Genomic DNA, 17,431 nt, shown 5'->3' with positions numbered 1-17,431 from the left:
TCCCGATGACCAACACCCCGAAAACCCGAAGCCCATTGGCGCGAGCACGCGCTGTGCGGCGGCGGTGGTCGGAAACCTTCTGAGGTCGCGATGAGCAGCCGTCGCCTGGACACCGGCACAGACGAACTCCTTGGCGAAGTGCGCGACGGGGTCGCCATCTTCACTCTGAACCGCCCCGAGGCGCGCAACGCCCTGTCCGATCGACTGACGCCGGCGCTGCGAGCCGGCATCGCCGCTTGCGACGGCGACCCGGAAGTCGGCGCCTTCCTGATCACCGGCGCCGGCGGCGCGTTCTGCGCCGGAGGCGATGTGAAGGACATGGGGGCCTCGCCGCCTCGCGCCGACGTGTCCCTCGAAGCCCGGGCCGCCGAGCTGATCCGACGCCAGCGGATGCTGACCGGGGCGCTGGTCCGGAGCCGAAAGCCGAGCATCGCGGCCCTCCCCGGTCCGGCCGCGGGCGCCGGCCTCTCGCTGGCGCTCGCCTGCGATCTCCGGCTAGCCGCCGCCAGCGCGTTCGTCCGCACCGCCTATGTTCGCATCGGCTTGCCCGGCGACTATGGCGTCAACTGGTTGCTGACGCGGGCGGTGGGGCCCGGCCGGGCCCGCGAGCTCATGCTGCTGTCGGAGGATTTGGACGCCGAACGCTGCCGGCAGCTGGGCTTGGTGAACCGCGTCCTTCCCGACGACGAGCTGTTCGCCGCGGCGTTCGACCTCGCCGCGCGCCTGGCCGCCGGACCCCGCCACGCAATCGGGCTCATCAAGGACAACCTCGACGACGCCATGCGGTTCGACTTCCTGCCAGCCCTCGACGCCGAGGCGGCGCGCATGGTGCGGCATAGCGGGTCGGTGGAGACCCGTGAGGCGATCCGCGCCTATGTCGAGCGGCGGCCAGCGGACTTTGCCGCCGTGGCCCGCGAGGTGCGCGGCGAGCCCCGATCCTTGGGGCGGCTAGGCGCCCTGCTGAACCATCTATCCGCATGAGCCTGTCGGCCGTCGAGCAAGGAAAATCCCCATGAGCACCCGCGACATTGTTCTGTGCCACCCCGTTCGCACCGCGATCGGAGGCTTCAACGGGTCCCTGAAAGCCTTGCCCGCCACCGAGCTCGGCGCGATCGTCGTGCGCGAGACGCTGCGTCGAGCCGGCCTCCACGCTAGTGAGATCGGCACCGTGGTGATGGGTAACGTCATCCAGGCCGGCAACCGCATGAACCCGGCGCGGCAGGCCGCCATTGGCGGCGGCCTGCCGGTCTCGGTCCCGGCCATGACCGTCAACCGCGTCTGCGGATCCGGGGCGCAGGCGATCCTGACTGTCGCGCAGGAGATCGCCAACGGCGATGCGGACGCGGCTGTCGCCGGCGGCATGGAGAACATGGACCGGGCGCCCTACCTGATGGACGGCGGTCGGTGGGGCTACCGCATGGGCCCCGCCCAGATCCTCGACAGCCTGCTGACGGACGGTCTCAACGACGCCTTCTCCGGCCAGCATTCCGGGTGGCACACCGAAGACCTGGTCACGCAGATGCAGATTACCCGCGCCGAGCAGGACGCCTTCGCCGCCCGCTCCCAGCAGCGCTTCGCCGCCGCCCAGGCGGCCGGCCGCTTCGATACGGAGATCGCCGCCGTCGAGGTGAAGGGCAAGAAGGGAACGGAGAGCTTCGCTGTCGACGAAGCGCCACGCCCAGACACCACGGTGGAGACCCTCGCCCGACTGAAGCCGGCCTTCCGCCCCGACGGCACGATCACCGCCGGGAACGCGCCAGGGCTGAACAGCGCCGGGGCGGCGATGATCGTCGCCGACCGCGCTTTCGCCGAGGCGAAAGGTCTCCAACCCATGGCCAGGCTGGCCGGCTACGGGGTCGCCGCCGTCGAGCCGGGGATGTTCGGGCTGGGTCCGGTCCCGGCCGTGCGCAGGGCGCTGGATCGCGCCGGCTGGGCGCTCGCCGACATCGAGCGGATCGAGATCAACGAAGCCTTCGCCGCGGTGCCCATCGCCGTCGCCCGCGAGCTCGGCCTACCGGAAGACATCGTCAACGTCGAAGGCGGGGCCGTCGCCCATGGCCACCCGATCGGGGCGACCGGGGCGATCCTGGTCACGCGGCTTCTCCATGCCATGAAGCGAGACGCGATCTCAAAGGGCGTCGTCACCCTCTGCATCGGCGGCGGCCAGGGTATCGCCCTGGCGCTCGAGGCGCTCTGAGCGACGCAGGATGGACGGGCCGACGCCGCGTGGGCCAGCCGCTGACTCTCAATCAGCGGGTCGTAGGTTCGAATCCTACTGCCCCCACCATCTAGTCTGATCCCGGATCAGCTAGGTCGTGAACCCCAAATTCCTCGCGCCATTCCCGGGGGTTACGAGAGCGGTTGCGCGATCCCGCGGCCGCCAGCGACTCTCTTTGCGCATTTGAGCGGGCCAAACTGGCTTCCTCTCCCGCCCCTCGGGACGCGCGACAACGATGATCAGGGAAATTCAGCGACGCTGCAGGGAATTCCCGTGCGCCCTCGTCGGCTTCCGCTCGCCGTTCCGCTACCGGACTGGCGACGCGAGGCTGCGCCCCCGCGCCTGGACCGCTGCGCGCCGCGCCGCGACCATCTCCGGAGTGACCGTGACGTTGTGGGCCACCGAACGCTCGTGCTCCAGGCCGAGCCCTGCCCCGAAGGCCAACTCATAGCCGTCGTCGATCAGGGCCTTGTAGACGACCAGCATATCGAGCTCGGTGTCCGCCATCTGCTGCGCCAACTGCAGGGCGGCCGAAATCAGCTCCTCCGGCGCGACCACGCGGTTCACAAGACCCCATTCGTAGGCGGTCTTCGCGTCGAGGAAGTTTCCCGTCAGCGACAGCTCCTTGGCCCGGTAGGGGCCGATGCAGCGCGAGAGCTTCTGCGACAGGCCCCAGCCGGGCGTAATGCCGACCCTGGCGTGGGTGTCGGCGAAGCGTGCGTTGATGGAGCAGACGATCACGTCGCATGCGAGCGCGAGTTCGAAACCACCCGTTATCGCGACGCCGTTGATCGCGCCCACGACCGGTTTGGAGCAGGCGAGCACCGCGCGAACCGGATTCTCGGCCGGATCAGTGGCGTTGGCGGCGCCCATGCCGAGCGGATCGGTGGAGAGTTCCTTCAGGTCCAGCCCCGCCGTGAACGCCCGCTCACCCGCGCCGGTCAGCACGATCACCTTCACCTCGGGATCGGCGTCCAACGCCGCCATGGCCTCATGCAAGGCGTTGCGCAGCGCCTTGGAGAGCGCGTTCATGGCGTCGGGCCGGTTCAGGGTGACCAAGGCGACGCCGGCCAGCGGCCGTTCGACCAGCAGCATGGCGGGCTCCGCCGGGCTCATGCGGCTTCCAGGATCGTGGCGATGCCTTGGCCCCCGCCGATGCATTGGGTGGAAAGGGCGAAGCGCTTGCCTTCGCGCTTGAGGATCTGAGCCGCCTTGCCGGTGATCCGGGCGCCTGTGGCGCCCAGCGGGTGGCCGATGGCGAGTCCGCCCCCGTCGAGGTTGACCTTCTCCAGCGGGATATTGAGCTCGCGGATGCAGGCGACCGCTTGGCTGCCGAACGCCTCGTTGATCTCCACGATGTCGATGTCGTCAATGGTCAGGCCGGCCCGGGCCAGCGCCTTTCGCGTCGCCGGGACTGGGCCCATCCCCATGATCTCCGGCGGACACCCCGCCGTGGCGACCGCCCGGACGAGAGCCAACGGCTCGAGACCATGCGCCGCGGCATAGGCGGCCGAGGTGATCAGCGTCGCCGATGCGCCGTCGGTGAGCGGTGACGATGTGCCCGCCGTCACCGTGCCTTCCGGCCGGAAGGCCGGTTTCAGGCCGGCCAGGCCCTCGAGCGTCGTCTCAGGGCGAAGGCATCCGTCGGTGTCGATCAGGCCATCGTCCGTCATCACCCCGGCGATCTCAGCGCGCAGGCGGCCAGCGGCCTGGGCGGCGCCCGCCTTCTGCTGCGACGCGAAGGCCAGCGCCTCCTGTTCGGCGCGCGTGACGCGGTGCTGCGCGGCGACATTTTCCGCGGTCTCGCCCATGGAGACGTAGGCCTGCATCAGCATGGGATTGGGCGAAGAGCTGAGGCCGCCCGGAGGCACCTGGCTCATCGACTCCACGCCGCCGGCGACGAACGCGTCACCGGCTCCGATCGCGATCTGGCCTATGGCGATGTGGATGGCCGACATGGACGAGCCGCAGAACCGGTTCACGGTCATCCCGCTCACCTCGACCGGCAGCCCCGCCAGCAGGCTGGCGATACGCGCGACGTTGTCGCCTTGGGCGCCCTCGGGGAACGAACAGCCGAGGATCACGTCCTCCAGCGTGGCCGGATCCACGCCCGTTCGCTGGATCAGCGCCCTGATCGCCGTCGCCGCCAGGTCATCGGGCCGGACGCCGGCCAGCGCACCCTTGCGGGCGAAGTGAAAGGGGGTGCGGACATAGCCCGCGATCACCGCCTGCTGCATGTTCAGGGCCTCTAGGAAAATCGTTGTAGAGCGTGGTCTATCGTCGCGCGGACGGCTCAGGCTTGGTGGCCGTCCGCCGCTGGCTCACCAGGGTTCGCCAGCGGGCCGAATCTCTTGCTCAAAAGTCCAGGCGTCCTTGGCCTGCTGGTGAAGGGCCCAATAGGCCTCCGCCACGGCCGCCGGACGCATCAGGACCCGATCGGGCATGGGACCGTCGCCCGCGGCCTGGCGCATGCGCTCGCGCACCCAGGCGGTGTCCACCCCTGAATCGATGACCAGGTGCGCCACATGGATGCCCTGCGGCCCAAGTTCTCGCGCGGCCGACTGAGCCACCGCCCGGAGCCCGAACTTGGCGCTCGCAAAGGCCGCGTAGCCGACGCCACCGCGCAGACCGGCCGTCGCCCCGGTGAAGAAGATCGAGCCCGCGCCGCGGGGCAGCATGTGCCTGGCCGCTTCCCGGCCGCTGAGGAATCCGGCGTAGCAGGCCATCTCCCACACCTTCCGGAAGACGCGCGACGTGGTCTCCACGAGCGGGAAGTTGACGTTCGCCCCGATGTTGAAGATCGACGCCTCGATCGGCGCCGTGGCCTCGGCCTCCTCGTAGAAGGCGATCATCTGATCCTCGTCGCGCGCGTCGAGGCCCCTGGTCACGACGCGACCGCCGGCCGCCTCGATCTCGGCTTTCAGCGGGTCGAGCTTCTCCGCCTGGCGGCGGCCGACGAAGACGGTGTAGCCCTCGGCCGCGAACCGCTTCGCGATCTCGCCGCCGATGAAGTCTCCCGCTCCGACAACCACCGCCGTGGCGTTGCGGGAAGGCCTCTCTGAACTGGATGAGCTGGACATTTGAGATCCTATTGCTGGCGCTGGGCAGACGGTCGCGTGGCGGGCGCGCCCTGAGGTGGGACGGGGACGTTCATCTAAGTGCGTTCTTTTTTCGCACTCGTCAAGCAAACTCGCCACGACGCTCCGGGCGCCGCATGGCTGGCTTCAAGCGGCTCGGCCGAGCGCGATGTAGCGCTCCAGATGATGGTCCACGTCCCCGAGATGGTGATCCAGCATCAGGAGGCGTTTCACGTAGTGTGAAAGCGGCAGCTCCCAAGTCATTCCGATGCCGCCGTGTAGCTGGACCGCTTCCTCCGCCACGAGTGCGGTCGCGCACCCAAGGGTGTATTTCGCCGCCGAGAGGGCCCGTTCGCGGGAGACGCGCGGCCCGCCGAAGGCCGCCACGGCGTTGGTCACGGCGGACCGCGCCTGCTCGATCTCGATCAACAGCGTGGCCATCCGATGCTGCAGCGCCTGGAAGCTGCCGATGGGCTGGCCGAACTGCTTGCGGGTGCGCAGGTAATCGGCCGTCATGTCCTTGACGACATCCAAGGCGCCGACGCCGTCGGCGCAGAGGGCGATGACGCCTGCCCCCGTGGCCTTTTCGATCACGTCAAATGCTCCGCCCACCGCACCCAACAACCGATCTGCGCCGACCTCTACCTGGTCCAGCAAGACCTCGGCGCTTCGCGACCCGTCGACGCCCAAATAGCCCCGGATCGAGAGCCCCGGCGTTCCGGCGGGGATGAGGAACAGGGACAGGCCGAGCTCCTCATCGGGTGCGCCGGACGTGCGAGCGGAAACGATGAACTGGTCGGCGGCGTCGCCGTAGGACACCACCGCCTTGGCCCCGGAGAGACGCCACCCGCCCGCCGCCGCGACGGCCCTGGTTTCCACCCGGCTGAGTTCGTAGCGACTTGTGGGTTCCTGGTGCGCGAAGGCGATGACGGCGTCACCGGCGATGATGGCTTGCAGCAGCGCCTCCGCCTGTTCGCCCCCGACGCTCGCGAGGCAGCTTCCCGACAGCAGGCTCGCCAGGAACGGCCCCGCGACCGCGCCGCTTCCCAGCGCCTCGAAGACCGTGGCGATGTCGCCGGGAGCACCGCCGTAACCGCCCAGCTCGGGATCGAACAGCGCACCCAGCGCGCCGAGCTCGGCGAACTGCCGCCAGGCCTCGATGCTATAGCCGGGCGCCGTGCCGGCGAGTCTTGCGCGCACCTCGAGCGGATGGCGCTCGGCGACGAAGCGGCGGAGGGAGTCGCTCAGCATCTGCTGGTCGGATGTGGGCTTGAAGTCCATGGCTGATGTTCCGCTCAGAGCTTGAGGATGGCCTTGGTGATGATGTTGCGCTGCACCTCGTTGGAGCCGCCGTAGATCGTGAGCTTGCGGCTGTTGAGGTACGCCGGCGTCACACCGGGCGCGTAGTCCGGTCCCACTGGCTCGGCATTCGAGCCGGGCGCGAGAACCTCGGGCTGGAACGGAAGCGCATAAGGTCCCAGGGCGCGTCGCGAGAGGCTCCGGATTTCTTGGTGCACCTCAGTGCCCTTCACCTTGAGCATCGAGCTTTCAGCGCCGGGCGCGCCACCTGCCGCTGCTGCGGCGACGACACGCAGGGTGGTTGTCTTGAGGTTCTCCAGCTCGATCTCGACCTTGGCGATCCGCGCGGCGAAGAAGGGATCGTCGGCCAGCGGCCGCCCACCTTTGGTTTCAGTCCGCGCCACATCCTTGAGCAGCCCAAGCGCGGCCACGGAAGCGCCCACCATGGCCATGCCGGTGCGCTCGTAGGTCAGCAGGTACTTGGCGTAGGTCCAGCCCTGGTTCTCCTCGCCGACCAAGTTGGTCACCGGGGCGCGGGCGTCGGTGAAGAAGACCTCATTGACCTCGTGGTCGCCGTCCAGGGTGATGATCGGCCGGACCTCGACGCCCGGCTGATCCATGTCCACCAGAACGAAGGAAATGCCCTCCTGCCGCTTGCCGGTATTGGCCGTGCGCACGAGGCAGAAGATCATGTTCGCGTGCTGACCAAGGCTGGTCCACGTCTTTTGTCCGTTGATGACGTACTCGTCGCCGTCGCGAACGGCCGTGGTCTTGACGGCGGCGAGGTCCGATCCGGCGCCGGGCTCGGAATACCCCTGGCACCACCAGTCGTCGCCGTTCAGCATCCGCGGCAGCCAATAGCCCTTCTGCGCCTCCGACCCGAACTTGATGAGCACCGGAGCCAGCATGTTGAGTCCGAACGCAACGGTCGGCGGCGCGTGAGCCAGCGACTTCTCGTAGTCCCAGATGAACCGCTGGGTCACCGACCAGCCTTGGCCGCCATGCTCCTTCGGCCAGTGGGGCGCGAGCCAGCCGCGCGCGTTGAGGGCGGCTTGCCAGGCCTCGGTCTCGGCCTTGCTGAGGTGCTTGCCCAGCCTCACCCTTTGGGCGAGGTCCGTGGGCAAGGTCTTCGCGAGGAATTGCCGCACGTCCTGGCGGAAGGCCTCGTCTTCGGCGCTAAAGGTGAGATCCATCTCCGCCTCCTCCCGGTGGGCGTAGACCCGGCGAAGTCGGGTCGATTGCTATATAGGTGTTGATTTCGCACCTTCTTGGCATGGATCAAGCGGGGCTTCAACCGCCCAAAGTCGCATAAACCACGCGCATCCATGAAGGTCCTGGGCTGCCAACACATCTTGCAAGATTGCCAGTCAGTTCTATTTCAGAAATATGCATATCAATCAGTTCGAATGAAGCCATGCGATGTGGCTCGCCTGGATCGGACCCGATCCTGACCGATCGAAAGCGCGGGCGACGGGCTAGGACCTGGGGACAGCCGATGGGAACGCAAACGCAGGAGAAGCTCGGCGCAGACGTTGCGCAGATGGCCAGCGACCTTGCGGCGGCGCTCGCGCTCGAGAACGACCCGGCGCTGCAGTCGTGGCTGAGATCACAAGGTGGCGCACGCGACGTCGAGCCAATCCACGTTCGGCTGGGCTCTCCCGAGGTATGGGCCCGGCTCGACGCGCGGGGTGTTGTTCTGGTTCGCGAAGCCCCGCCGTCCGGCGCCCGCTTCGACCTGTTCGGAGAGCTTCGATGCGACCCCGCGCTGGGGCCGCGGATGCAGGCCAGCATCCGCCGGACCGGCGCACAGGCTCGGGCCGATAGGATGTTGAAGGGCGTCTTCGAGCGTACGGCGGACCCCTCCCGGTCGCGTATGGCCGAGCTCCTTCGCTGGGCGCCTCTTCTGGAACGAGCGGCCTACCGGTTCAGCGCGCGTTGCATCGCCGGCCTTCACGAAGTCCGGCGGGACCTTCAGGCTCAGACTGGCTCCGCGCCGCCGGCGCGACAGGGAGGACTCCAGGCGTACTGGCGGCTGGCTCTAGCGAACAGCCATCTGGGCCTGCTCGCCACCACGGAGGGCGCTCGCCCTTGGCTCGTCGGGATGGCCGACAGCTTCACATGGTTAGATTGGACGCCGAGCCTGCCCCTCGTCCGGGAGCGATCACTATGGTTCGGCGCCGTGGCGGCGCGGAACGTGGCGAGGTTCGGAGACGCCGTCCTTGAGAAGTACCTCAGGGCCCTGGCGCTCGCGACCCAACCCATCAAGGTGTTCGACGCCACCTTCGGGCTGTTGGCCATCGCCTTGGATGATCCACGCGTCGTGCCCGCCCTACGCTCGGCGCTTGCCGGACAGGCTCATGCGTTCCTGCGCCAAGGCGGGCCATATGGCGGGTTGCAGGCGAGCGTGGTGGACGCCGCCCTCACCTGCCTCGCCGACCCAGAGGCGGCGGATAGGGCGTTCCTCAAGGCCGTGGGCCCGCTTGGACCAGCGCTTGAGCAGGGTCGAGGCCTACTCGGTCGCGCCGCGGTCCGCCTCGACCTCACGGCGCCGACCGGCTCGCAGGGGTATCTTGGGTTCTCGGGCTTGCCGCGCCTGCTGCGGACGCCATTGCCCGAGTTCTACCCCACGGGCTCCGATCAGCCCTCCGCCGCAAGCCTTCCGCCGTTGGAGATCGCGGCCCACCTGGCTCGCGCATTCAAGAGTGGGCCTCAGGATTCAATCGAGCTCCACTGACGACAAGCGGCGGGTGGTGGCCGCACCGGGATTTCGCCGATCGGCTCCCGTGCATCGAAACGGCCTCCGCCTCCGGCGATCACGACCGGCGAAATCAACGATCGTTCCAATAAGTCCTTGATCATTGGCCAATCGTCTGTCAGTGCTATTTTCATACTTATAGGTCGACTGCCTCCGGCAGCGCCGCATTTCGACCAGAGGTAAAGGGATGAACGTCGAGTTCTTCTTCGATTTCGGTAGCCCGAACGCCTATATGTGCCATCGCGTGCTCCCGAAGATCGAGGCCACCACCGGGGCCAGGTTCAAGTATGTGCCGATCCTGCTGGGAGGCGTGTTCAAGCTCACCGGCAACCAGTCGCCGGCGACGGCCTTCGCCAACATCAAGAACAAGCCCGAATACGAACGGCTCGAGACCGAGAGATTCCTCAGGAAGCACGGACTTTCCGACTTCCGGTTCAATCCGCACTTCCCGGTGAATACGCTCCAGCTGATGCGAGGCGCGGTGGCGGCTCAGGAGGCCGGCGTGTTCCAGGCCTTCGTGAATCAGGTCTACGACGACATGTGGGTTCGCGGCCGCAAGATGGACGACCCGGAGGTCTACGCGGCCTCGCTCGTGGAGGCCGGCCTGCCGAAGGACGACATCCTGCGCCTCGCGCAAACCGACCCCGTGAAGGCAAAGCTTATGGCCAACACCCAAGGCGCGGTGGACGCGGGAGTCTTTGGAAGCCCTTCGTTCCTGGTGGGCAAGGAGCTGTTCTTCGGCAAGGACCGGCTCCGCGACGTCGAGGAAGAGATCACGGCCGCCACCGTGACGCAGCCGGCCTAGGGCGGGGCGAATTTCAGGTTTGCACCGCCGGACCGCGCTGGACCTCGCGGTCTGACCGCGGATCATTCGTTGAAACACGTGAACTTTCAGAGACCGCCGATGAAATACTATCTCTGCAAGTACATCCCGCCTCGCGCTGATTTCCTGGCGACGATGAGCGCCGAGGAACGCGCCTGGATGCGGCAGCACGGCGCCTACATGGACGATCTGCTCGAGAAGGGCGTGATCGTCGCCCACGGGCCGGTGATGGACCCGGCGGGCGGCTACGGCGTGTCGCTCTATCAGATCGCCGATGATGCGGACATCGCGGCCTACACCTCGCAGGACCCGATCGTGAGCAACGGCGCAGGTCACTACGAGCACCACCCGATGCTGCAGCTGCATTCGCGCGGCTGAGGCCAGCGGCGGACAACGCAAAGCCGCTGGCGCGCTGCGCTGGTGGATCGACGTCGAGATAGGAGCCCCCGTCGGATTCCCGGGCGGGCGCCGCAGTCAGCCAGGCAGGAGCGCTTCATGGCCCGGGACGAAGGTGGCCTGTTGCGCGACCAGGCGTCGCCTTCGCGCTCCCACAAGGGGACGGCAATCTTCGACCCAACCTAGACGCCCGAAGAGTCCGCCATCCCGGAAATGACGGAATAGCTTAGCGCGGCGTTGTGATTGGATCCGCATGCCTATGAACAAGCTTCCAGGCATCGCCCTCCAACCGATAGACGCTCGTGACACGGAGGGCCACCGGCGACGGAACGTCCGCCTCCTCGGCCCTTTCCCCGTGTTCCACTTGGACCACGACTGCAAGGTCTTCAGCCAGGTATGTTGCGATGTGATCGGCATCGGTCGCCCTGCCGCCCGGCATGCGTGCCGCCGCGCTGGCCAAAGTGGCCACAACGCTCTCGCGGCCTTGCGCAAACGGGCCGAACGGATTGCCCCAGGTCACATCGTCACGATCTGAGAGCAGCGCCACGTAACCGGCGCCGTCACCCTTCAACATCGCATCGAGTGCGGCGTGATTCTGGGCGATAGCGTCTTCGAGTGTCCTTGTGGTCATTTCGTTCTCCCCGAGGCCAGACTGGACGAGCCCCCGACGCCACTAGAGGACGGCGACGCGCTCGGATGGCTTGGAGGCGTATAGGTCCGCGACGAGGTCCGCCTGGGAGGCCAGCACCGCGCGCTGGTTCACATTGCCCTTGTCCGTGACCTCGCCGGCGCCCAGAGAGGGCGGCTCCTTGAGAACGGCGAACGCCTTGATGCGCCGGGTCGCCCCGGCGTTCTGGTCGTTGTAGGCCCGCAGTTCATCGGCAATGCGCGCGCGCAACGCCGCCTCGAGAGACTCCCCGCTCATGCCGTCGCGCACCAAGTCCGCGCGGACGATCGGCGCCGCCCAGACCAGGAGTCGAACATCGTCGCGATCCTGGCCGGCGACGACCGCCTCCGCGATGGCGGGCGCCGCGGCGATCACCGTGGATCGCAGTTCGCCGGTGATGACCCAGGATCCATTCGAGAGTTTGAAGTTCTCGCTCAGGCGTCCGGCGAAGCGCAGGCCCGCCCGGGGATCGAGCGGGTCGACAAAGGTGACCGCGTCCCCCACCTTGTAGAAGCCTTCTTCGTCGAAGGCTGCTTCGTTGAGGTCCGGGCGGCCGAGATATCCCGGCATGACGTTTGGCCCGCGGGCGCGGATCTCATAGCGATCTCCCGCGGGAACCAGCTTCACCTCCACGCCCGGGTGCGGCAGTCCGATCTCGCCCCGCCCCTCGCAGGCCCAGTAGGTGCTGCAGATGCCCGGCGCAGTCTCCGTCGTGCCATAGCCCGACGTAACCGCAACGGGGCGGCCGCTGGTCGCGAGGGACAGCGCCTGAAGGCGCTCCCAGGTGTCCCGCGGCAGGGCGGCTCCGGCGTAGAGCAGCCTGCGGATGCGGCTGAAGAAGCTCGTCCGCAGCTCACTGTCCTGCTCCATCGCCTCGACGAGCATCTGAATGCCGGCCGGCACGTTCTGGGCGAAGGTGACGGGTATCTCCTTCAGGTTCCGGATGGTCCGGCCGATGAGCTCCGGCGTTGGACGCCCATCGTCAATGTAGAGCGAGCCGCCGTCGCGCAGGATGCCGTGCAGCGTGTTGTTTCCGCCCATGGTGTGGTGCCATGGCATCCAGTCGACCACCACCGGCGGCTCATGATCCAGAATAAGCAGGCTCGCGCTGTGGATCGCGTTGCAGAGCATCCGCTGCGTCTGCGGCACGCCCTTTGGCGTTCCGGTGGAACCCGAGGTGAACAGGATCTTGGCGACGTCGTCCGGGCGGGCCTGGCATAGGCGGGTGTCCACGTCCGCCGTGGCCGGGTTCATCTCCAGCGCCGCGAAACTCGTGGCCGTGGGGTCCGCCTCGACGCTCACCCATTCGGCGTTTGCCAGGCCGGGGATCGTCCGGACCCGGTCGAGCCCTCGCGTGTTCTGCACGAAGACCATCGCGGGCTTCAGGATCTCCGCAATACCGGCCAGCCGCCCCAGCCCTTCCGGATGCAGGCTATAGGCTGGCGAAATAGGCGCTACCGGCACCCCGGCCGCCATCCCGGCGAAGGTGATGAGCGCATGTTCGATGGAATTGCCGGTCAGAATGGCCACGGGTTGATCCTGCGTCAGGTCCCGGGCTAGCAGCGCCTGCGCGATCGCGCGCACGCGCCGCCAGGCGTCGGCGTAGGTAACGCGCCGCCACTCGCCGGAGGCGCCGCGTTCAGCGAGGAAGGTCCGTGTGGGCGCTTCGGCCGCCCAGGCCGGCAGGTACTCGCACAGATGCCCCCGGCACTCCGTCAGGGCGATGGGCGAACGCAGGATGAGGCTGCCGTCCTCGCGGTAACTGATGTCCACAGCCTTGGGCGCGAACCCGCTGGCCAGATCCAGGGTGGCGTTCAGGGCCTCGCCCATATTTCCTCACCTTCGCGACATTGCCTGCGGCGGCGCAGCTAGTCCGCGCCGTCCGACAGAACCCATCGACTTTCTTGCGCGCTGGACCGGCTTGCCGGCCTGCGTCAGGCGTATTTAAGTGCGTTCTTTTTTGACATCCGTCAAGACGGCAACGCCGGATGTCCGCCGATCGGAAACGCTATTTTTTGCGGAGCGGCAGGCATGCTCCGAACGGGGCCAAGCAAACCCGGCGCGTTCAAGATCAGCACGGATGTGCCTGAGGGCGCAGATCGCCACTGCCGTCTTGGCCGCAGGACGCGCGGCCTTCCGCCGCTCCCGCGGGCGCACCGCAACCGTCGCCACGACGACCGCTGACGCAGGACGGAGGTCGTAGCCTCGACCAAGGCGGTGACTTCGCCGTGAAGCGGCTGAGATCAACCGGCAGCCGACGCCTTGGCCTTGCTCCTGGCCCTAGCCTTCGGCCGGGCTTCGCCACCATCAGACGCCTTTTCCTTAGTCGGCCGGCGGCCGAGGCTGGCGGCGAGTTCGATGGGCATGTGCTGGGGGTGGCGCGCGCCGGGTCCCGGCGAGGTGCGGACCTGGCGGGGCTCCAGCAATTCCTGGCATTCCGAGCAGACCATCATCGGATCGAACTGGTGATTGCACGTCAGATGCTGGTGGAGGAGCGGCCTGCCCTTCTTGCCGGCCATGTGGACATCGCCCCAGTGCACAATCGACATGATCACGGGGTAGAGATCCAGCCCTTTGGGCGTAAGGCGATACTCGTAGCGGGTGGGGTTGGTCTGATAAGCCACCTTCGTCAGCACGAAGGCGTCCACGAGCTTGTTCAGGCGATCAGACAGGATGGGGCGGCCGATCCCGAGCCGCTCCTGAAAATCGTCAAACCGCCGGACCCGCAGGAAGCAGTCTCGCAAGATCATGAGCGTCCAGCGGTCACCGATCACCGACAAAGTGCGGGCCACAGAACATGCTTGGTCCTCAAGCTCGCTCCACTGCACGACCAATCTCCATTCTAAATGTCAGAACCCGACCAATACGCCGGGAGCAAATGCCGAATATGAACCCATATAGCACGCCTGTTCGCTGCGTTCCACCCTTGGTGGCGGCACAGGCTCCCCACCCCAATCTCCCCTATCAGGGTCCGCTCGCCGCTCGACATTATGAGTGTGTTTTTAGCTCTTCCATAGGCGAAGAGTCATGCGATGGCCGCTCGATACTCCGCTCCCGGCAATGCAGATGGCCACGGGCCAGCTCAAGCGCACCCCGATACGGTTCTGAATTCCGCCATCTGACGAGAATCGATTGCCTAGCTCGATCTCTCCCCGTCGGGCGTGGAGAGCCCGCCCAAGGGGTCAGCCGCTCCCGTCACCGTACGCGCGGGAGCACGGGAACTCGTCCGCTCGAAATCATATAAGTTCTATTTTCATACTATCATAGACGCCATTTTGGTCCTACCGTGGCGAAAGCCTGACACGCACGCAGCATGTCGGGAAGAACAGGGAGGAGCGAAAATGCGGCTCGCAGGCGTTCAGAACTTTCCGCCAATGGACCGGGTGCTGTTTGGGCAGCCGGCGGCCGACATGGTCCTGGCCGAGGCCAAGCGACTTGGCGCGACCCGCGTCTATCTCGTTGTGAGCCATACGCTCAACACGACGACCGACGAGATCGACAAGATCCGGGCGAAGCTGGGCGACAACTGCGCGGGAACCTTCGATCGCGTACCCCAGCATACGAGCCGCACGAGCGCCGTGGAGATCGCCAAGGCGGCCACGGCGGCCGGAGCCGACCTCCTGGTGGCCATCGGCGGCGGCTCCGTTGTCGACGTGGTCAAGATCGTCACGATGTGCATGGAGCACGAGATTTTCGACGAGGAAGGCCTCGACGGCTACGAGCTGACCGCGGGCGCGCCCGGCGCCCCGACGGTATCGAAGCAGTTCCGCGCGCCACGGGTGCGCTCGATCGTGGTCCCCACGACGCTCAGCGGCGGCGAGTACAATGCAGGCGCGCTGGTGACCGACACACGGCGGGACTGGAAGCAGGTCTTCCACCACCCCCTGATGATGCCGCACTCGATCATCCTGGATCCGCAGATCACCATCCACACGCCTGAGACCCTCTGGCTGGGATCCGGCACACGGTCGATGGATCACGGGATCGAAGCCCTGTGCGCCAAGCTCGGCACCCCGCTGGTGGACGCCGTCGTCACGGAGGGGATCGGCCTGCTCGCCGAAGGCCTGCGGCGCTGCAAGTCCGATCCGACGGACCTGGAGGCGCGACGCCTGGCGCAATACGGCTCCTGGCTCTCAGCCTTCGGCCTGCAGACCCGGGTCCCGATGGGCGCGAGCCACGCGATCGGCCACGTCCTTGGCGGGACGTTCGGCGTGCCCCACTACCTGATCACCCCGGTCCTGATGCCGCACGTCCTGCGGTACAATCGCCCAGTCACCGAGGACGCCCAGCGCCGCATCTCGGCGGCCCTGGGCGCCGCCGGGCGCAGCGCCGCCGACGCTTTCGAGCAACTGATCCAGGAGCTGGGCTTGCCCGGCAGGTTGAGCGATGTGGGCATTCAGCCCAGCGATTATCAACGGATCGGCGAGATCGCGGTGAAGTCCGTCTTCGCCCCCGCAAACCCGCGTCCACTGATCCAGCCAGCGGACGTCGTCGCCCTGCTCGAGACGATGAAGGACCAGACGACCGCCCAGCCCGCCTGAGCGCTCCGGTCAGCCGAACGAGATAGCCCACTCCGCGCGACCAGCGGCGGGCGTCCTGCGCGCGCGTGGACGCCCGCCGCCACGCCCCCGCAGCCGCCAACCCGCCAGGACACCGCATGAATGCGCCGCTGACTCAAAAGGCCGAGCCTGCGCTCGCCGAGGTTCCGGCATGCGCTCCGTACTCGCCCGGCTACACGCGCTACGCAATGTGGCTGCTGCTCGGCATCTACATCGCGAACTTCCTGGACCGCCAGATCATCACCATCCTGGCCGAGCCCATCAAACATGATCTCGGGCTCGATGACTGGCACCTGGGCCTGTTGAGCGGTTTGGCTTTCGCAATGTTCTATACGCTCCTGGGCATTCCAATCGCCCGGATCGCGGAGCGGCGGAATCGTCCCGTGATTATCGGCGCGTCCGTGGCGGTCTGGAGCGCATTCACGGCCCTGGGCGGCCTAGCGCAGAATTTCATTCAGCTCGTGCTGTTTCGCGTCGGTGTGGGCGTCGGCGAAGCCGGCTGCACGCCACCCGCTCATTCGCTGATCGTCGACTATGTCCCGAGGGAGAAGCGCGCGTCGGCCTTGGCCTTCTACGCCATGGGAACGCCGATCGGCACCCTGCTCGGCCTCGCCCTCGGGGGCCTGGTGGCGGACGCCTACGGTTGGCGCGTCGCCTTCCTGATCGCCGGCGCGCCGGGACTGGTCTTCGCGGTCCTGGCCTTCACGACACTGCGTGAGCCGCGCCGACAGATGGCGAAGCATGCGGCCCATCTCGCCGCGAACGCGGCGACTTTCGGCGAGACCATGGCCTATCTCGCACGGCGGCGGACGTTCTGGCTGGTCTCCGTGGGAGGCGCCATCAAGGCCTTCATCGCCTTTGGCGCCGGTCCCTTCACGGCCTCGTTCTTCCTGCGGAACCACTCGGTCGAGGTCGCGGCGCTCGCGGACCAGGCCAGCCAGATCGCCGGTTTCCAAATGAAATCGATCGGATTCCTCGGTCTGGCGCTGGGCCTGGTCAGCGGCTTGAGCGGCGCCCTGGGCGCGCTGTGCGGCGGCTGGCTCTCCGATCGCCTAGGCGCTCGAGATCTGCGGGCCTGGATGCTCGCGCCTGCCGCGGCAAGCCTGCTGTCCATTCCCGTCTTCATCCTCGCCGTCACGACGCCTCAGGCGAGCGTCGCCCTGTGCCTCATGGCGCTGAACGGCTTCATGGGCACCCTATGGTTCGGCCCGGTTTACGGCACGGCTCAATCGGTCGTGCCGCCTCACATGCGCGCGACCGCGGCGGCGGTATTGCTCTTCATCGTCAATCTGCTCGGATTTGGGCTTGGGCCGATAACGGTTGGCGCGACGTCCGACATCTTCAACTACGGCTTCGGCCTCGGCCCCGCCGAAGGGGTCCGGTGGGCGCTTGTCGTGGGGAGCCTCTTCGGCGTCGGCGCCTTCGGCTGTTTCTGGGCCGCCCGCAAAACCATCCGCGAAGAGACCCTGAGCTGATCTCGCGCGCCCTAAACGTTCTGTTTTCACACCCGTTATGACGATCCCTGGAGATGGGACCTTGTCTCGACTCCTCATTCCCAAGGCATCTTGAGCTATTTTGGCGCAAAATTATAAGTTCTTTTTTAGCATTTTATATATTGCCACCACACGCACATTCCG

The 17,431-nt window shown here is 67.1% G+C and carries 15 protein-coding genes; 7 read left to right on the top strand and 8 right to left on the bottom strand.

Going from position 1 to position 17,431, the window contains the following annotated elements:
• Positions 1-90 precede the first annotated feature (90 nt).
• Entirely contained in the window at positions 91-981 is an 891-nt protein-coding gene (locus V6M51_RS17650) for an enoyl-CoA hydratase-related protein (protein WP_332769276.1), read from the top strand.
• Positions 982-1,012: 31 nt separating this feature from the next.
• A complete protein-coding gene (locus V6M51_RS17645; protein WP_332769274.1) occupies positions 1,013-2,197 on the top strand; it encodes a thiolase family protein in 1,185 nt (394 codons plus the stop codon).
• Between the two features lie 327 nt (positions 2,198-2,524).
• On the opposite strand, the gene V6M51_RS17640 is transcribed toward V6M51_RS17645, so the two are convergent.
• The 5 genes from V6M51_RS17640 to V6M51_RS17620 all read right to left on the bottom strand — a co-directional run bounded on the left by V6M51_RS17640 (position 2,525) and on the right by V6M51_RS17620 (position 7,787).
• Positions 2,525-3,334: an enoyl-CoA hydratase gene (locus tag V6M51_RS17640; protein WP_332769273.1), complete on the bottom strand. Its 810-nt coding sequence runs from the start codon at positions 3,332-3,334 to the stop codon at positions 2,525-2,527.
• On the bottom strand, positions 3,331-4,455 hold the full coding sequence (locus V6M51_RS17635) for a thiolase family protein (RefSeq protein ID WP_332769271.1): 1,125 nt from the start codon (positions 4,453-4,455) through the stop codon (positions 3,331-3,333). Before V6M51_RS17635 ends, V6M51_RS17640 begins: the two co-directional genes overlap by 4 nt.
• A gap of 84 nt (positions 4,456-4,539) precedes the next feature.
• A complete protein-coding gene (locus tag V6M51_RS17630) occupies positions 4,540-5,298 on the bottom strand; it encodes an SDR family NAD(P)-dependent oxidoreductase (RefSeq protein WP_332769269.1) in 759 nt (252 codons plus the stop codon).
• Between the two features lie 144 nt (positions 5,299-5,442).
• The gene (locus V6M51_RS17625; RefSeq protein WP_332769267.1) at positions 5,443-6,576 is read right to left on the bottom strand and encodes an acyl-CoA dehydrogenase family protein; all 1,134 of its coding nucleotides are present in this window, start codon (positions 6,574-6,576) and stop codon (positions 5,443-5,445) included.
• Positions 6,577-6,590: 14 nt separating this feature from the next.
• A complete protein-coding gene (locus V6M51_RS17620; RefSeq protein ID WP_332769265.1) occupies positions 6,591-7,787 on the bottom strand; it encodes an acyl-CoA dehydrogenase family protein in 1,197 nt (398 codons plus the stop codon).
• A gap of 302 nt (positions 7,788-8,089) precedes the next feature.
• Here V6M51_RS17620 and V6M51_RS17615 point away from each other — a divergent pair, with 302 nt between their 5' ends.
• The 3 genes from V6M51_RS17615 (at position 8,090) to V6M51_RS17605 (ending at position 10,550) form a co-directional block, all read left to right on the top strand.
• Entirely contained in the window at positions 8,090-9,328 is a 1,239-nt protein-coding gene (locus V6M51_RS17615) for a hypothetical protein (protein WP_332769263.1), read from the top strand.
• A gap of 208 nt (positions 9,329-9,536) precedes the next feature.
• Positions 9,537-10,154, top strand: coding sequence for a 2-hydroxychromene-2-carboxylate isomerase (locus V6M51_RS17610; RefSeq protein WP_332769261.1), 618 nt, complete (start codon positions 9,537-9,539; stop codon positions 10,152-10,154).
• Positions 10,155-10,253: 99 nt separating this feature from the next.
• Complete coding sequence (locus tag V6M51_RS17605) at positions 10,254-10,550, top strand: YciI family protein (RefSeq protein WP_332769259.1); 297 nt, start codon at positions 10,254-10,256, stop codon at positions 10,548-10,550.
• Between the two features lie 244 nt (positions 10,551-10,794).
• Here the strand turns inward: V6M51_RS17605 and V6M51_RS17600 are convergent, their stop codons facing one another.
• The 3 genes from V6M51_RS17600 to V6M51_RS17590 form a co-directional block, all read right to left on the bottom strand.
• On the bottom strand, positions 10,795-11,199 hold the full coding sequence (locus V6M51_RS17600; RefSeq protein WP_332769257.1) for a YybH family protein: 405 nt from the start codon (positions 11,197-11,199) through the stop codon (positions 10,795-10,797).
• 42 nt (positions 11,200-11,241) lie between these two features.
• Positions 11,242-13,065 (bottom strand): AMP-binding protein, encoded by a 1,824-nt coding sequence (locus tag V6M51_RS17595; RefSeq protein WP_332769255.1) that lies wholly within the window; start codon positions 13,063-13,065, stop codon positions 11,242-11,244.
• A gap of 413 nt (positions 13,066-13,478) precedes the next feature.
• Positions 13,479-14,063, bottom strand: a complete 585-nt coding sequence (locus V6M51_RS17590; RefSeq protein ID WP_332769253.1) for a winged helix-turn-helix transcriptional regulator — start codon at positions 14,061-14,063, stop codon at positions 13,479-13,481.
• Between the two features lie 513 nt (positions 14,064-14,576).
• On the opposite strand from V6M51_RS17590, the gene V6M51_RS17585 reads away from it, so the two are divergent.
• Together V6M51_RS17585 and V6M51_RS17580 are read left to right on the top strand one after the other, a co-directional pair.
• Positions 14,577-15,776, top strand: a complete 1,200-nt coding sequence (locus tag V6M51_RS17585) for an iron-containing alcohol dehydrogenase (protein ID WP_332769251.1) — start codon at positions 14,577-14,579, stop codon at positions 15,774-15,776.
• A gap of 116 nt (positions 15,777-15,892) precedes the next feature.
• Complete coding sequence (locus V6M51_RS17580) at positions 15,893-17,269, top strand: spinster family MFS transporter (protein ID WP_332769249.1); 1,377 nt, start codon at positions 15,893-15,895, stop codon at positions 17,267-17,269.
• Positions 17,270-17,431 lie beyond the last annotated feature (162 nt).

The organism is Phenylobacterium sp. (genome assembly GCF_036677185.1).
Classification (GTDB): Bacteria; Pseudomonadota; Alphaproteobacteria; order Caulobacterales; family Caulobacteraceae; genus Phenylobacterium.
Note: the sequence above shows the minus strand (reverse complement) of the source record. Positions and strands in the feature narration are given on the sequence as shown.

What these genes read in the sequence shown, in the direction of transcription:
- V6M51_RS17650 (WP_332769276.1), top strand. Translation starts at nt 91, where the DNA reads ATGAGCAGCCGTCGCCTGGACACCGGCACAGACGAACTCCTTGGCGAA.
- V6M51_RS17645 (WP_332769274.1), top strand. Translation starts at nt 1,013, where the DNA reads ATGAGCACCCGCGACATTGTTCTGTGCCACCCCGTTCGCACCGCGATC.
- V6M51_RS17640 (WP_332769273.1), bottom strand. Translation starts at nt 3,334, where the DNA reads ATGAGCCCGGCGGAGCCCGCCATGCTGCTGGTCGAACGGCCGCTGGCC.
- V6M51_RS17635 (WP_332769271.1), bottom strand. Translation starts at nt 4,455, where the DNA reads ATGCAGCAGGCGGTGATCGCGGGCTATGTCCGCACCCCCTTTCACTTC.
- V6M51_RS17630 (WP_332769269.1), bottom strand. Translation starts at nt 5,298, where the DNA reads ATGTCCAGCTCATCCAGTTCAGAGAGGCCTTCCCGCAACGCCACGGCG.
- V6M51_RS17625 (WP_332769267.1), bottom strand. Translation starts at nt 6,576, where the DNA reads ATGGACTTCAAGCCCACATCCGACCAGCAGATGCTGAGCGACTCCCTC.
- V6M51_RS17620 (WP_332769265.1), bottom strand. Translation starts at nt 7,787, where the DNA reads ATGGATCTCACCTTTAGCGCCGAAGACGAGGCCTTCCGCCAGGACGTG.
- V6M51_RS17615 (WP_332769263.1), top strand. Translation starts at nt 8,090, where the DNA reads ATGGGAACGCAAACGCAGGAGAAGCTCGGCGCAGACGTTGCGCAGATG.
- V6M51_RS17610 (WP_332769261.1), top strand. Translation starts at nt 9,537, where the DNA reads ATGAACGTCGAGTTCTTCTTCGATTTCGGTAGCCCGAACGCCTATATG.
- V6M51_RS17605 (WP_332769259.1), top strand. Translation starts at nt 10,254, where the DNA reads ATGAAATACTATCTCTGCAAGTACATCCCGCCTCGCGCTGATTTCCTG.
- V6M51_RS17600 (WP_332769257.1), bottom strand. Translation starts at nt 11,199, where the DNA reads ATGACCACAAGGACACTCGAAGACGCTATCGCCCAGAATCACGCCGCA.
- V6M51_RS17595 (WP_332769255.1), bottom strand. Translation starts at nt 13,065, where the DNA reads ATGGGCGAGGCCCTGAACGCCACCCTGGATCTGGCCAGCGGGTTCGCG.
- V6M51_RS17585 (WP_332769251.1), top strand. Translation starts at nt 14,577, where the DNA reads ATGCGGCTCGCAGGCGTTCAGAACTTTCCGCCAATGGACCGGGTGCTG.
- V6M51_RS17580 (WP_332769249.1), top strand. Translation starts at nt 15,893, where the DNA reads ATGAATGCGCCGCTGACTCAAAAGGCCGAGCCTGCGCTCGCCGAGGTT.